This is a genomic window from Jannaschia maritima (assembly GCF_030973515.1).
Classification (GTDB): Bacteria; Pseudomonadota; Alphaproteobacteria; order Rhodobacterales; family Rhodobacteraceae; genus Jannaschia; species Jannaschia maritima.
In genome coordinates, this window is record NZ_JARGZA010000008.1 from 20,264 (window position 1) to 33,900 (window position 13,637).

Genomic DNA, 13,637 nt, shown 5'->3' on the forward strand with positions numbered 1-13,637 from the left:
CCATGTGTGGACTCGTAGGGTACTGGGCCCCTGGGGAAGCGTTCTCCGATCGTCTGATCGACGGAATGGCCGAACGGATCGCCCACAGGGGCCCCGACAGTTCGGGCCGATGGCACGACCGGAAGGCCGGCCTCGCCCTGGGTCACCGGCGCCTGGCCATCGTCGATCTTTCGACCGCCGGACATCAGCCGATGACCTCGCCCTCCGGGCGCTACGTGATCAGCTACAACGGCGAGATCTACAACTTCGCGGAGATCCGGGACGAGTTGGCCCGCATCGGCCGGGCGCCGGACTGGAAGGGGCATTCCGATACCGAGGTCCTCCTGGCCGCGATCGACGCCTATGGGCTCGAGGAAACGCTTTCCCGCTTGGACGGCATGTTCGCCTTCGCGCTATGGGATCGGTCGGACCGGGTCCTGACCCTGGCGCGGGATCGGCTGGGAGAGAAGCCCCTCTACTATGGCCTGTCGAACGGCGCCCTGCTGTTCGGATCCGAGCTATCGGCCTTCGCGCCGTTTCCCGGATACGAACCGCGGATCGACCGAAGCGTGCTGGCGCTCTTCTTGCGGCACAACTACATCCCCGCGCCCCACAGCATCTTCCAGGGGATCCACAAGTTGCGACCGGGGCATTTCGTGCGCCTCGAAGGTCCGGGGGACGCGGACGCGCCGACCACCTGCTATTGGGACATCGTCGAGCGAACCCTGGAGGCCGAGCCGGAGCCCGGCGACGCGGCCCATCTGAAGGCCCGGCTGGACGGGATGCTGCACCGATCGGTGGCGCGTCGCATGGTCGCCGACGTGCCGCTGGGCGCCTTCCTTTCGGGCGGGTTCGACTCGACCCTGGTCGCGGCGATCATGCAGGCGCAGTCGGATCGACCGGTCAAGACGTTCACGATCGGCTTCTCGGAGGAAGGGTACGACGAGGCGCATCACGCCCGCGCGGTGGCCGATCACCTGCGGACCGACCACACGGAGCTCTACGTCTCGCCCTCGCAGGCACGCGACGTCATCCCGCGCCTGCCCGAAATCTGGAGCGAGCCCTTCTCCGACAGCTCGCAGATCCCGACCTTCCTCGTCAGCCGCCTCGCGCGCGAGGACGTGACCGTCAGCCTGTCGGGTGACGGCGGGGACGAGTTGTTCGGGGGTTACGGACGCTACGATCTCGTGGCGCGGACATGGAAGCGCATCGACGCCGTTCCCGCGATCCTGCGTCGCACAACGGCGGCCGGGCTGCGAGGGGTTCCGAACGGCGTCCTGCGCGGGATCGAGCGGGCCCTGCCCTCGCGCCTGCGGGCGATGCATCCGGCGGACCGGATGCCCAAGGTCGCCGCGATCCTCGGCGCCGGTTCGGGCATGACGTTCTACAAGCAGATGGTCTCCCATCAGATCGACCCCACCGCCCTGGTCCTCGGATCCCAGGGCGAACCGCGGACCCTGCTCGACGATGGCGCCCGGCTGGCGGAGCGCGTGGGCCTCGACGCCGCGATGGCCCTGGCGGACACGGTCACCTACCTGCCCGGCGACATCCTGACGAAGGTCGACCGGGCCGGCATGGCCGTCAGCCTCGAAGGGCGCATCCCGCTGCTCGACCACGAGCTGGTCGAATTCGCGATGCGGGTCCCGCAGGCCTACAAATGCCGTGACGGCCAGTCCAAGTGGCTCCTGCGACAGGTCCTCTACGACTACGTGCCCCGTTCCCTGATGGAGCGTCCGAAGATGGGGTTCGGCGTTCCGATCGAGCATTGGCTGGGCGGCGCCCTCCGCGACTGGGCGGAAGCCCTGCTCGGCGAGGATCGCCTGAGAAGCGACGGATACTTCGATCCGAAGCGGGTCCGCCGGATGTGGCTCGAACATACGAGCGGCAAGCGGCGCTGGCACGCGCAGCTCTGGGACGTCCTCATGTTCCAAGCCTGGCTCGACCGCCATCGCGAGACGACCGTCGCCTCGAACGCCGCAGCCTAGCGGGTTCGCGGCTCCCGCGTCGCGACGCCCCATGCGGTCCGATGGGACGTCGGACGACATCCGAGGCATCGGCGCCCCCCGCACGTTGTCTCTCCCGGACCCTTCGGCTAGCACGTCGTGCCGAACCGATGTCGGAGACCCATGACCGCCCCGCCCGCCACCATCCTCCACGTGATTTCGGGGCTCGGCATCGGCGGTGCGGAACGCGCGCTCTACGAATTGCTGCGCGGCGGTCTGAACGATCGGTACGGCAACCGCGTCCTGTCGCTGACCGATGCGGGGGCCTATGGTCCGCGCCTGCACGACCTTGGGATCCCGGTCGACACGCTCGACATGCGCCGTGGGCGTCCCTCGGTCGGCGCGGCGGCACGCCTGCGCCGCATCGTCGCCGCGACGCGCCCTGCCCTGATCCAAGGCTGGATGTATCACGGAAACGTCGCGGCCAGCGTGACGGCCGCGACGCTGCGATCGCGACCGGTCGTGACGTGGAACGTCCGCACATCGCTGAACGAAGGCGCGCCCGTCCGGCCGCTCGTGCGGGTCTCCGCCCGGCTTTCGCGCGCATCGCGGCCCCGGGCGATCCTCTACAATTCCGACCGCGCCCTTCGACAGCACGAAGCGGCGGGCTTCCTGGCGAACGGACGGGTGATGCCCAACGGTTTCGACATCGGACGGTGGCGGCCCGACCCCGAGGCCGGGTCGCAACTGCGCGACACGCTGTCGATCCCGGCCCGTTGCCGGGTGGTGGGCTACGTCGGGCGCGTGGATCCGGCGAAGAACCCGCCGAACCTGCTGGCCGCATTGAAGTCCGTCCTGGCCCACGACCCGTCGATCCACGCGGTCGTCGTCGGCCGGGACTGGGACACGGTCGTCGGACGCGATGCGTCCCCCCGGCTCCATCTCCTCGGGCAGCGCGACGACGTGGTGGCACTGATGCCGGGCTTCGACCTGCTCTGCCTCGCCTCCGACTACGAGGGGTTCCCCAACGTCGTGGGCGAGGCCATGGCCTGCGGCGTGCCCGTCGCCACGACCGACGTGGGCGACGTGGCGGAGATTGTCGGACCCACGGGCCGGGTGGTCCCGATCCGCGATCCCGACGCCCTGGCCCAGGCGATCCTGGAAGTGTCGGGCATGGAGCCCGAGGCGCGGCGCGCCCTCGGCATGGCGGCCCGCGCCCGGGTGGTGGACCGCTACGGGATCGATGCGGCGGTGGGGCGTTACGCGACCCTCTACGAGGGGCTGATCGGGTCCTGACGTCCCCGGAACGCCGGCGGTGCATCCGGTGACGCGGCTCGTCGGGGCGGGCATGCCCGTCATCGGTCAGCGGCGACGGCCCTCCGACACGGCTCGGACGGTTCGCCGCGGCGGACGCCGGACGCGGGGCCCCCGGACCGACGATGGCCCAATCGCCGGGTCCCGCGCCGTCCGGTCCCCGGCCGGACCATGGGGGATGTCGGGCGCCGAACGACGCTGCGGCATGATGCGCGTCTTGCCAGACCGGGCATGGGACCCCTAGGCTGCGGACCAGGGACAGGTTCGACGCACCCCTTCCGCCCCGAACGGGCGGATGCAGGCGCGGCGTCGAACGGCAGCGACAGGGGAGGTGACGATGCCGGAGATTTCGATGCGCGTGAACGGGACGGACCGGACCGTCCGGGTTGAGAACCGGACGCTTCTGGTCCACGCCCTGCGCGACGGGCTGCGCCTGACGGGGACCCATGTGGGATGCGACACGTCGCAATGCGGGGCCTGCACGATCCACGTCGACGGCGCCCCCGTGAAGGCCTGCTCGATGCTCGCGGTCGAAGCGGACGGCGCGGAGGTCGAGACCATCGAAGGGCAGGCCATGTCGGACGGGTCGCTGAACACGATCCAGCAGGCGTTCCAGGACCACCACGGCCTGCAATGCGGCTTCTGCACGCCGGGCATGGTGATGGCGACCGCCGCCCTGCTGCGCGAGAACCCCAAGCCCGGCGACGCCGAGATCCGGCACGCGCTGAAGGGCAACATCTGCCGCTGCACCGGATATCAGGGGATCGTGAACGCGATCCTGGCCGCCTCCGGGCAACCCGTGCCTGCGGCGATGGACAGCGAACCGGCCCCCGTGGCCGCCGAATAAGAACGACGACACACAGGGAGGATACGTCATGTTGGACGGCGGCATCGGCACCGCGACCAAGCGGCGCGAAGACGTTCGGTTCCTGATGGGACGCGGCAAGTACACCGACGACCACACGCCGGCGGGCACCTGTTACGCCGCCTTCGCGCGGTCTGACATGGCGCATGGGCGCATCGTGTCCATCGACGCGGCCGCGGCCGAAGGCATGCCCGGCGTGCTGGCCGTCTTCACCGGCGCCGACTTCGCCGACGTGGGCAGCAACCCGGCCGGTTGGCTGATCAACAGCCGCGACGGCACGCCGATGTACGAGCCCAAGCGCCCCGTCCTGGCGCATGGCAAGGTCCGGCACGTGGGCGACGCCTATGCCGCCGTGATCGCCGAGACGCGCGAGCAGGCGATGGACGCCGTGGAGGCGCTGGAGGTCGAGATCGAGCCGTTGGACGCCGTGGTCGACATGGCCGCGGCCCTGGCCGACGGCGACAACCGCGTCCACGACGACCTTCCCGGCAACCAGTGCTTCGACTGGGGCTGGATCGAGGACAACCGCGAGGCGACGGCGGCGGCGATCGAGGCCGCGCCCCACGTCACCACGCTGGAGCTGGTCAACAACCGCCTGGTCCCCAACGCGATCGAGCCGCGCTGCTCCATCGGCGAGTACGATCCCGGCACCGGTGACTACAAGCTAACGACGACGTCGCAGAACCCGCACCTGACGCGGCTGCTGATCTCCGCGTTCGTGCTGGGCATCCCGGAGAACAAGCTGACCGTGATCGGCCCCGACGTGGGCGGCGGCTTCGGATCGAAGATCTACCATTACGGCGAGGAGGCGCTGGTCCTGTCCGCCGCCAAGCGCCTGGGCCGTCCGGTCAAGTGGACCGCCACCCGGTCGGAAGCGTTCCTGACGGACGCCCACGGCCGCGACCACGTCACCAGGATCGAGCTGGCCTGCGAGACGGACGGCACCTTCATCGCCTTCCGCACGGAAACGATGGCCAATGTCGGCGCCTACCTGTCGAACTTCTCCACCGCGACGCCCACCTTCCTGCACGGGACGCTGATGGCGGGGAACTACACCGTCCCCAACGTCTACGTGAACGTGAAGGCCGTGTTCACCAACACCGCGCCCGTGGACGCCTATCGTGGCGCGGGCCGGCCGGAGGCCACGTATTCCCTGGAACGCGTGATCGACAAATGCGCGCGAGAACTGGGGATCGACCCCATCGCGATCCGGCGCAAGAACTTCATCCAGCCCGACCAGTACCCCTATGCCTCCGCCGCGGGGCTGGAATACGATTCCGGCAACTACGACGCCCTGATGGACGTGCTGGAACGCCGCGCGGACCTCGCCGGGTTCGAGGGGCGGCGCGCGGAAAGCGAACGGCGCGGCAAGCTGCGCGGCCTGGGGATCAACAGCTACATCGAGGCCTGCGGCATCGCGCCGTCGAACCTGGTGGGCCAGCTGGGCAGCCGCGTGGGCCTCTACGACGCGGCCACCGTGCGGGTGAACGCGACGGGCAACATATCGGTCATGGTCGGCGCGCACAGCCACGGTCAGGGGCACGAGACCGCGTTTCCGCAGATCGTGGCCGACATGCTCGGCGTCGATCCGGCGACCATCGAGATCGTCCATGGCGACACGTCGAAGATCCCCTTCGGCATGGGCACCTACGGGTCGCGGTCGCTGGCGGTCTGCGGATCGGCCGTGCACCGCGCGACCGAGAAGGTGATCGTCAAGGCCAGGAAGATCGCCGCCCACATGATGTCGGTCTCCGCCGACGACGTGGACTTCGCGGACGGCCAGTTCAGCGTGCCCGGCACGAACAAGTTCGTGGCCTGGGGCGACGTGGCGCTGAAGGCCTACATCCCCCACGACTTCCCCTTGGAGGAGATCGAGCCGGGATTGGAGGAGACGGCGTTCTACGACCCCGCCAACTTCACCTATCCCTCGGGCGCCTATGCCTGCGAGGTGGAGGTCGACCCGGAGACGGGGGTCGTCGACGTCGTGTCCATGGTGGCCGCCGACGACTTCGGCAACGTCGTCAACCCCTTGATCGTCACGGGCCAGGTCCAGGGCGGGCTGGCGCAGGGCATCGGCCAGGCCCTGCTGGAGCAGACGACCTACGATGCGGACGGCCAGCTCCTGTCGGCCAGCTACATGGACTACGCCATGCCGCGCGCCGACGACCTGCCGACCCTGGTGGTGGACCATTCCTCCGTCACGGAATGCACCCACAACCCCCTGGGGGTGAAGGGTTGCGGCGAGGCGGGGGCCATCGGCTCGCCACCCACGGTGGTCAACGCGGTGATCGACGCGCTGGCCCGCGGCGGCCACGACGTCGCCCATATCGACATGCCCCTGACGCCCGTGCGCGTCTGGACGGCGCTGCAGCAGGCCTGAGGGGGGGACGGGACATGTACGACTTCGACTTCGCCAACCCCGCCACCCTGGACGAGGCCGTGGCCGCGCTGGGGCGCGGCGACGCGCAGGCCCTGGCCGGCGGGCAAACCTATCTGCCCGCGCTGCGGCAGCGCCTGGCCGCGCCGGACACCATCGTCAGCCTGAAGCGCGTCGAGGGCCTGTCCGACATCGAGGCCACGGTCGACACCCTGCGCATCGGGGCCATGGCCACCCACGCCCGGATCGCGCGGGAAACGGCGGACCGGTTCCCCGCCCTGTCCCGCCTGGCGGGCAACATCGGGGACATGGCCGTGCGGTCGCGCGGCACGCTGGGGGGCAGCCTGGCGAACAACGACCCCTCCGCCTGCTATCCGGCGATGGCGCTGGCCACGGGCGCCACGATCCACACCAACGCCCGCGACATCGCGGCGGAGGACTTCTTCCGCGGCATGTTCGAGACGGCGCTCGACGACGGCGAGATCATCACCGCCGTCACCGTGCCCGTCGCGCAGGCCGCGCATTACGAGAAGTTCGTCCAGCGCGCGTCGCGCTTCGCCCTCGTGGGCGTGTTCGCCGCCCGCTACCCGGACGGGGCGCGCGTCGCCGTCACCGGCGCGTCGAGCGGGGGCGTGTTCCGCTGGACCGAGGCGGAGGAACGGCTGTCCGACAGGTTCGAGGCATCCGCGCTGGATGGCCTGACGATCGCGCCGGACGACATGATCGAGGATCTGCACGCGACGAAGCCGTACCGCGCGCATCTGGTCTCCGTGATGACGCGCCGGGCCGTCGAGCACGCCTGACGCACGCCCCGACCCGGCCGTCCGGGTCGGACGCCGATCCCGCCGGACCGGGAAGACCCCCGCCCGACTGCGTCCGACGCGTGGCCTATCCGCGTTCGACGGGCTCCACCGGGCCGCCCCGCTCGGCCCAGGTGCCGAACCCTTCGCGCAGGTGCGACGCGGCGAAGCCCATGTCCTGCAGGGTGGCGACCGTCAGGGCCGACCGCCAGCCCGACGCGCAGTGGAACACGTACCGCTTGCCCGGCTGCGCGAAGACGTCCTTGTGGTACGGGCTGTCGGGATCGACCCAGAACTCGATCATGCCGCGCGGCGCATGGACCGAACCCGGGATGGCGCCCGTGCGCTGGCGTTCGCGGACGTCCCGGATGTCGACGACCACGACGTCGGGATCGTCCAGCATCGCGATCAGGTCCGCCGTCTCCACCTCGTCGATGCGGGCGCGGGCCTCGTCCACCATCTGCGCCGCGGTTCGCTTCAAGGCCATGCGTCCCACCCTTCCGTCCATCCGGTCCGCCCGACGTTGACACCGCCCGGCGCCGCGATGCAACGGTGCCCCGTCCGACGATCCGAGGGGTTGCGATGCGCCCGACCGAGCCGACCCATACCGACATCCGCATCCGCGCGGGCGTGGACATCGGGGGCACCTTCACCGACGTGGCGCTGGCGGGGCCGCACGGCCTGACGACCTGCAAGGTCCTGACCGACTATGCCGGGCCGGAACGCGCGATCCTCGACGGCCTTCGCCAGGCGGCGGACCAGGCGGGGGTGGCGCTGTCGGACGTGGCCCAGGTCATCCACGGCACGACCCTGGTCACGAACGCCCTGATCCAGCGCCGCGGGGCCCGGGTGGCGTTCGTCACGACGCAGGGCTTCCGCGACGTGATCGAGATGCGGTCCGAGAACCGGTTCGAGCAGTACGACCTGAACCTGGTCCTGCCCGAACCCCTCGTCCCGCGCGAGGATCGGCTGACCGTGCCCGAACGCGTCGGCCCGGGGGGCGAGGTCCTCCTGCCCCTGGACGAGGACGCGCTGGGGGACGTAGTGGCCCGCATCGCCGCGGGCGGGTACGACGCGGTGGCCGTGGGCCTGATGCACGCCTATGCGAACGACGCGCACGAACGCCGCGTCGCGGCCGCCCTGCGGACCGCCCTGCCCCGGGTGCCGCTGTCCCTGTCCTCCGTCGTCTCGCCCCAGATGCGCGAGCTGCCGCGCTTCAACACGACGGTGGCCAACGCCTACGTGCAACCGATGGTGGCCGCCTATCTGGGGCGTCTGGTGGACGACCTGCGGGGCGCGGGCATGGCCGGTCCGGTCTTCATGCTCCATTCGGGCGGCGGCCTGATGTCGGTGGAGGACGCGGCGGCCCAGCCCGTGCGGCTGCTGGAATCGGGGCCCGCGGGCGGGGCGATCTTCGCGGCCCGCTACGCCCGCGCGCACGGCATCGACCGGGCGCTATCGTTCGACATGGGCGGCACCACGGCCAAGATCTGCCTGGTGGAGGACGGCGCGCCCAAGACCGCGTCGACGTTCGAGGTCGCGCGCACCTATCGGTTCAAGAAGGGCTCGGGGATGACCGTCTCCACCCCCGTGGTCGAGATGGTCGAGATCGGGGCCGGTGGCGGGTCGATCGCGTCCATCGACGCGATGGGCCGCATCCAGGTCGGCCCCCGCTCCGCCGGGTCGGAACCGGGGCCCGCCTGCTATGGACGCGGCGGGACAGACCCGACCGTCACCGACGCCAACCTCCTGCTGGGGCGCCTCGACGCGGACGGGTTCGCGGGCGGCACCATGCCGCTCGATCAGGGCGCCGCCGCCCGCGCGGTCGACGCGCACTTGACCCGGACCGGCCTGGACCCCCGGGACGCGGCCTTCGGCGTGACCGAGATGGTGGACGAGAACATGGCCAACGCCGCCCGCGTCCACGCGGTCGAGAACGGGCGCGACGTGGAACGCTTCACGATGGTGGCGTTCGGCGGGGGCGCGCCGCTGCACAGCTGCCGCCTGGCCGAGAAGCTGGGCCTCGACGCCGTCCTCGTGCCCCCCGGCGCGGGCGTGGGATCGGCCATCGGCTTCCTGACCGCGCCCTTCAGCTTCGACGCGACCCGCGGCCTGTTCCAGCGGATGGACGCCTTCGACGCGGACGCCGTGAACGACGCCCTGGCCGACATGGAGGCGGAGGCGAGCGGCTTCGTCGCCGCCGGCGCGGACGGGGCGTCCACGACGACCGCCCTGACCGCGCACATGCGCTATGCCGGCCAGGGGTGGGAGATCCCCGTTTCCCTGCCCCACCGCCGCCTGACGCCGGACGACGCCGCCCGGATCGAGGCGGCCTTCGCCGACGCCTATCGCGCGCTGTTCGGCCGGACCATCGACGGCCTGGCCTGCGAGGTCACGAACTGGTCGCTCCTGGTATCCACCCCCCTGCCCGAGATCGTCCCGGCCGACCGCTTCGCCACCGGCGACCCGGTCGCGGCGGGCGCCCGCCGCCCCTTCTACGACGCGGCCCTGCGGCGCATGGTGGACGCGGCGGCGGTCCCGCGCAGCGCCCTGACGCCCGGCACCGCGCTCGACGGACCCGCCGTGGTGGTCGAGGACGAGACGACCACGATCGTCACCTCCGCCTTCCGGGTTGTCGGACAGGGGGACGGCTGCCTGCTGCTCCTGCGCAAGGAAGACGCGCCATGACCGGAACGATCGACCTCCAGATCATGTGGAACCGCCTGATCGCCGTGGTGGAGGAACAGGCCACCACCCTGATCCGCACCGCGTTCAGCACCTCCGTGCGCGAAGCGGGCGACCTGTCGGCGGGCCTGTTCGACGCCCGCGCCCGCATGATCGCGCAGGCCGTCACCGGGACGCCCGGCCACGTCAACGCGATGGCCGAGAGCGTGGGACACTTCGCCCGCGCCATCCCGCCCGCCGAAACGTATCCCGGCGACGTCTTCCTGACGAACGACCCCTGGCTGGGCACGGGCCACCTCCACGACATCACCGTCGTCACCCCCGTCTTCCGCCGCGACAGGCTGATCGGCTACTTCGCCTGCACCGCGCATGTGGTGGACGTGGGCGGACGCGGCTTCGGCCCCGACGCCTCGGAGGTGTACGAGGAGGGGCTGCTGATCCCCATCACCAAATTCGCCGAACGCGGACGGGTGTCGCGCGACCTCGTGCGCCTGATCCGCGCCAACGTCCGCACCCCGGACCAGACGGTGGGCGACATCCATTCGCTCGCCGCCTGCAACGAGGCGGGGGACCGCAGGCTCCAGGCTATGCTGGACGAGTTCGGCTTGGACGATCTGCAAGCCCTGTCGGACCACATCGTCGAAGCCAGCCGGAACGCGACGCGCGCGGCCATCGCGGCGGTGCCGGACGGAACCTATCGCAACCACATGCGCGTCGACGGATTCGAGGCGCCGGTGGACATGCATGTCCGCCTGGACGTGACGGGCGACCGGCTGGATTGCGACTTCGCGGGCACGTCCGGGCCCAGCCGGTTCGGCGTCAACTGCCCGGAGGTCTATACCCGCGCCTATGCGTGCTACGGCCTGAAGGTCGCCATCGCACCCGACGTGCCGAACAACGCGGGCTCGCTGGAACCCTTCGCCATAACCGCCCCCGAAGGCTGCATCCTGGCCGCCCGCCGCCCCGCGCCCGTGTCGGTGCGGCACGTGATGGGCCATCTGGTGCCCGACGTCGTCCTGGGCGCGCTGCACGGCGCCCTACCCGGCACCGTGCCGGCCGAAGGCGCAGCCGCCCTGTGGAACATCCAGATCTCCGCCCGCGCCGCGGACCCGGACGCGGACCTGCCCTCGGCGGAGGTGCTGATGTTCAACTCCGGCGGCACGGGCGCGCGGCCGGGGCTGGACGGGCTGTCGGCCACCGCCTTCCCGTCCGGCGTCTCGACCATGAGCGTGGAGGCGACGGAGCATACGGGTCCGATCGTCGTTTGGCGCAAGGACCTGCGCGAAGGATCGGGCGGGCGGGGCCGCCAGCGCGGGGGCCTGGGCCAGGTGATCGAGATCGAGCCGCGGGCGGGCTACGAGATGTGGTTCAACGCGATGTTCGACCGCGTCGCCCACCCCGCCCGCGGGCGGGACGGCGGGGAACCGGGGGCCGGGGGCCGGGTCGAGCTGGCCGACGGCACCCCCCTGCACCCGAAGGGCCGCCAGAAGGTCCCCGAAGGCGCCCGCCTGCGCCTGTCCCTGCCCGGCGGCGGCGGCCTGGGCGACCCCGCCGAACGCGATCCGGAAGTCGCGGCCCGCGACGTCGCCGCAGGCTACGTCCGGGGATCGGACCGGGACGGAACCGGGCGATAGGCCGCCACCGGACCGGGGCGGGCAGCCCGAATCGCCGCAGCCGTCGGACGGAACGCAGACGCGGCGCAGACGCGCGGCAGACACGCGCCGTCCCCGACCCCGCGCCGCGTCGTCGCCGCGCCCCGGCGGCTCCGGCGCCCCGCGAAGCCCAGGCATCGTTGCAAATCCCGCGCCCTTGCGCCCGGCACGTGCTCCGGTCCAATCTGATCCCGCCGGCACCCCCGTCGCGCCCCAGGCCCGAGAACAATTTCGCCGCAGCGCAGCGAAACCCGTCTCACCGCGCCGCGCCTGCGTGGACGACGGCCCCGCCCCTGCCCGACCGCAACCGATGGCGCAGGGCCGCCCCCATCGCGTCCACCGCGGTCACCGCGCCCAGCACGACCAACAGCAGCGCGGACACCTGACCGTAATCCAGGATGCGCAGCGACCCGATCAGCTCCGTGCCGATCCCGCCCGCGCCGACCATGCCCATCACGGTGGAGGCGCGGAAGTTGTACTCCCACCGGTACATCGCGATGTCGGCGAATTGCGGCCACACCTGCGGCAGGATGGCGTGGCCAACGACCTGCAGGCGCGACGCGCCCGTCGCCTCCACCGCCTCGATCGGCGCGGGATGCGCGTGCTCGATCCCTTCGGCGAAGAACTTGCCCACCATGCCGACCGAATGCAGCCCCAACGCAAGCACGCCCGGCAGCATCCCGAACCCCACCGCGGCCACGAAGACGATGCCCAGGATCAGCTCCGGTATGGCGCGCAGGACGTTCAGGACCCCCCGCGCCGCGGCGTGCAGCCACCGGTTCGGCGTCGTGTTCCGCGCCGCCAGCAGCGCCAGCGGCAGCGACGCCGCCAGCGCCAGGGCCGTGCCCGCGACCGACATCGCCAGCGTTTCGGCCATGGGAACGACCCAGTCCCGCCAGCGTCCGAAGTCGGGGGGCAGCATCTCGGCCAGCAGCGTGCCGATGGCGGGCAAACCGTCCGCCAACCGGGCCCCGTCCAGCATCCCCGTCGTCCAGAAGCAGGCCGCCACCACGGCCAGGACCAGCCCCCCCCGCCACCGGGCCCGTCTGCGGCGCGCGCGGTCCGCGGCCAGGATGGACCGGATCAGGGTGTCCCGGCCCGGCGGCGTCATTCGTCCTGCACGGTCCGCCGGATGTCGCGGATCACGTCGAAGGCCGCATCGTCGATGGGCGCGAAGCCTTCCGCCTTGAACGGCGCCAGCACGGCGTCGCCCATCGCGGTCCCGGCTTCCAGGTCCAGGAACGCCGCGCGGATGCGGTCCTGCAACGCGGCCGTCAGGTCGGTGCGCAGGACCCAGGGGTATTGCGGCAGCGCGGCGGTGTGGCCCAGCACGACGACGCGGTCCGCGTCGATGGTGCCCCGTTCGACCAGCCGCTCGAAGATGGGCTCGCTCAGGCCGCCGATCGGGGCGTTGCCCAGCTCGACGTTGCGGGCCACCGCGTCGTGCGCCCCCGTGAACCGCGGGGTGTAATCCTCGCCCGCGACCGCGCCCTCCCCCAGCAGCGCATACCGCGGCGCGTAGTGGCTGGAGGTGGAGGCCGGATCCCCGAACGCCACGTCGATCCCCGACCCCGCCACGTCGGCCAGCGCGGCGATCCCCGCATCCGCGTTCGCGATCAGCACGGAGCGATAGGTCGTGGCCCCGTCCGTCACCCGCGCCGCGAACGGCTCGATGTCGATCGCCCCGCCCGCCACGCGGTCCTTCGCGATCGTATAGGACACGGGGCCGAAATACGCGACGTCGATGCGCCCGAAGCGCATCGCCTCGATCATCGACGAGTAATCCGTCGTCACCACCATCTCGACCCCGCGGCCCAACGCCTCCTCCAAATGCGCGGCCAGCGGCGCGTTGTCCTGGATCACGGTCGCCGCGTCCTCGTCGGGCAGCAGGGCCACGCGCAGGGTGTCCGGGTCGTGGGTCCCCTGCGCCGCGGCCCCCGCCGCCAGGGCCGTCAGGGCGGTCAGCGCGGCGGAGACCATCCGGGTCGCGGATCGGATCGGCATGGGCGTGGGACCTTTTGG

General features: G+C 71.5%; 10 protein-coding genes. 7 read left to right on the forward strand and 3 right to left on the reverse strand.

Annotated elements, in window-relative coordinates; all coding sequences use genetic code 11:
- Window positions 1–2 precede the first annotated feature (2 nt).
- The 5 genes from asnB (at window position 3) to P0084_RS09250 (ending at window position 7,281) form a co-directional block, all read left to right on the forward strand.
- A complete protein-coding gene (gene asnB, locus P0084_RS09230) occupies window positions 3–1,964 on the forward strand; it encodes an asparagine synthase (glutamine-hydrolyzing) (protein WP_308916550.1) in 1,962 nt (653 codons plus the stop codon).
- Window positions 1,965–2,105: 141 nt separating this feature from the next.
- Entirely contained in the window at window positions 2,106–3,218 is a 1,113-nt protein-coding gene (locus P0084_RS09235; RefSeq protein WP_308916551.1) for a glycosyltransferase, read from the forward strand.
- Window positions 3,219–3,573: 355 nt separating this feature from the next.
- Window positions 3,574–4,083 carry a (2Fe-2S)-binding protein gene (locus P0084_RS09240; protein ID WP_308916552.1) on the forward strand — a complete coding sequence of 170 codons (510 nt, stop codon included), beginning with the start codon at window positions 3,574–3,576 and terminating at the stop codon, window positions 4,081–4,083.
- Window positions 4,084–4,111: 28 nt separating this feature from the next.
- Window positions 4,112–6,481, forward strand: coding sequence for a xanthine dehydrogenase family protein molybdopterin-binding subunit (locus tag P0084_RS09245; protein WP_308916553.1), 2,370 nt, complete (start codon window positions 4,112–4,114; stop codon window positions 6,479–6,481).
- Between the two features lie 14 nt (window positions 6,482–6,495).
- Entirely contained in the window at window positions 6,496–7,281 is a 786-nt protein-coding gene (locus P0084_RS09250) for an FAD binding domain-containing protein (RefSeq protein WP_308916554.1), read from the forward strand.
- Window positions 7,282–7,366: 85 nt separating this feature from the next.
- On the opposite strand, the gene P0084_RS09255 is transcribed toward P0084_RS09250, so the two are convergent.
- Window positions 7,367–7,765: a rhodanese-like domain-containing protein gene (locus tag P0084_RS09255; RefSeq protein WP_308916555.1), complete on the reverse strand. Its 399-nt coding sequence runs from the start codon at window positions 7,763–7,765 to the stop codon at window positions 7,367–7,369.
- Window positions 7,766–7,860: 95 nt separating this feature from the next.
- Between P0084_RS09255 and P0084_RS09260 the strand changes: the two genes are divergently transcribed.
- Both P0084_RS09260 and P0084_RS09265 read left to right on the forward strand, forming a co-directional pair.
- Complete coding sequence (locus P0084_RS09260; RefSeq protein WP_308916556.1) at window positions 7,861–9,966, forward strand: hydantoinase/oxoprolinase family protein; 2,106 nt, start codon at window positions 7,861–7,863, stop codon at window positions 9,964–9,966.
- Window positions 9,963–11,597: a hydantoinase B/oxoprolinase family protein gene (locus P0084_RS09265; protein ID WP_308916557.1), complete on the forward strand. Its 1,635-nt coding sequence runs from the start codon at window positions 9,963–9,965 to the stop codon at window positions 11,595–11,597. Before P0084_RS09260 ends, P0084_RS09265 begins: the two co-directional genes overlap by 4 nt.
- Before the next feature lie 274 nt (window positions 11,598–11,871).
- Here the strand turns inward: P0084_RS09265 and phnE are convergent, their stop codons facing one another.
- The gene (gene phnE, locus P0084_RS09270; RefSeq protein WP_308916558.1) at window positions 11,872–12,726 is read right to left on the reverse strand and encodes a phosphonate ABC transporter, permease protein PhnE; all 855 of its coding nucleotides are present in this window, start codon (window positions 12,724–12,726) and stop codon (window positions 11,872–11,874) included.
- Window positions 12,723–13,619, reverse strand: coding sequence for a phosphate/phosphite/phosphonate ABC transporter substrate-binding protein (phnD, locus tag P0084_RS09275; protein WP_308916559.1), 897 nt, complete (start codon window positions 13,617–13,619; stop codon window positions 12,723–12,725). The genes phnE and phnD overlap by 4 nt, the downstream gene beginning before the upstream one ends.
- Window positions 13,620–13,637 lie beyond the last annotated feature (18 nt).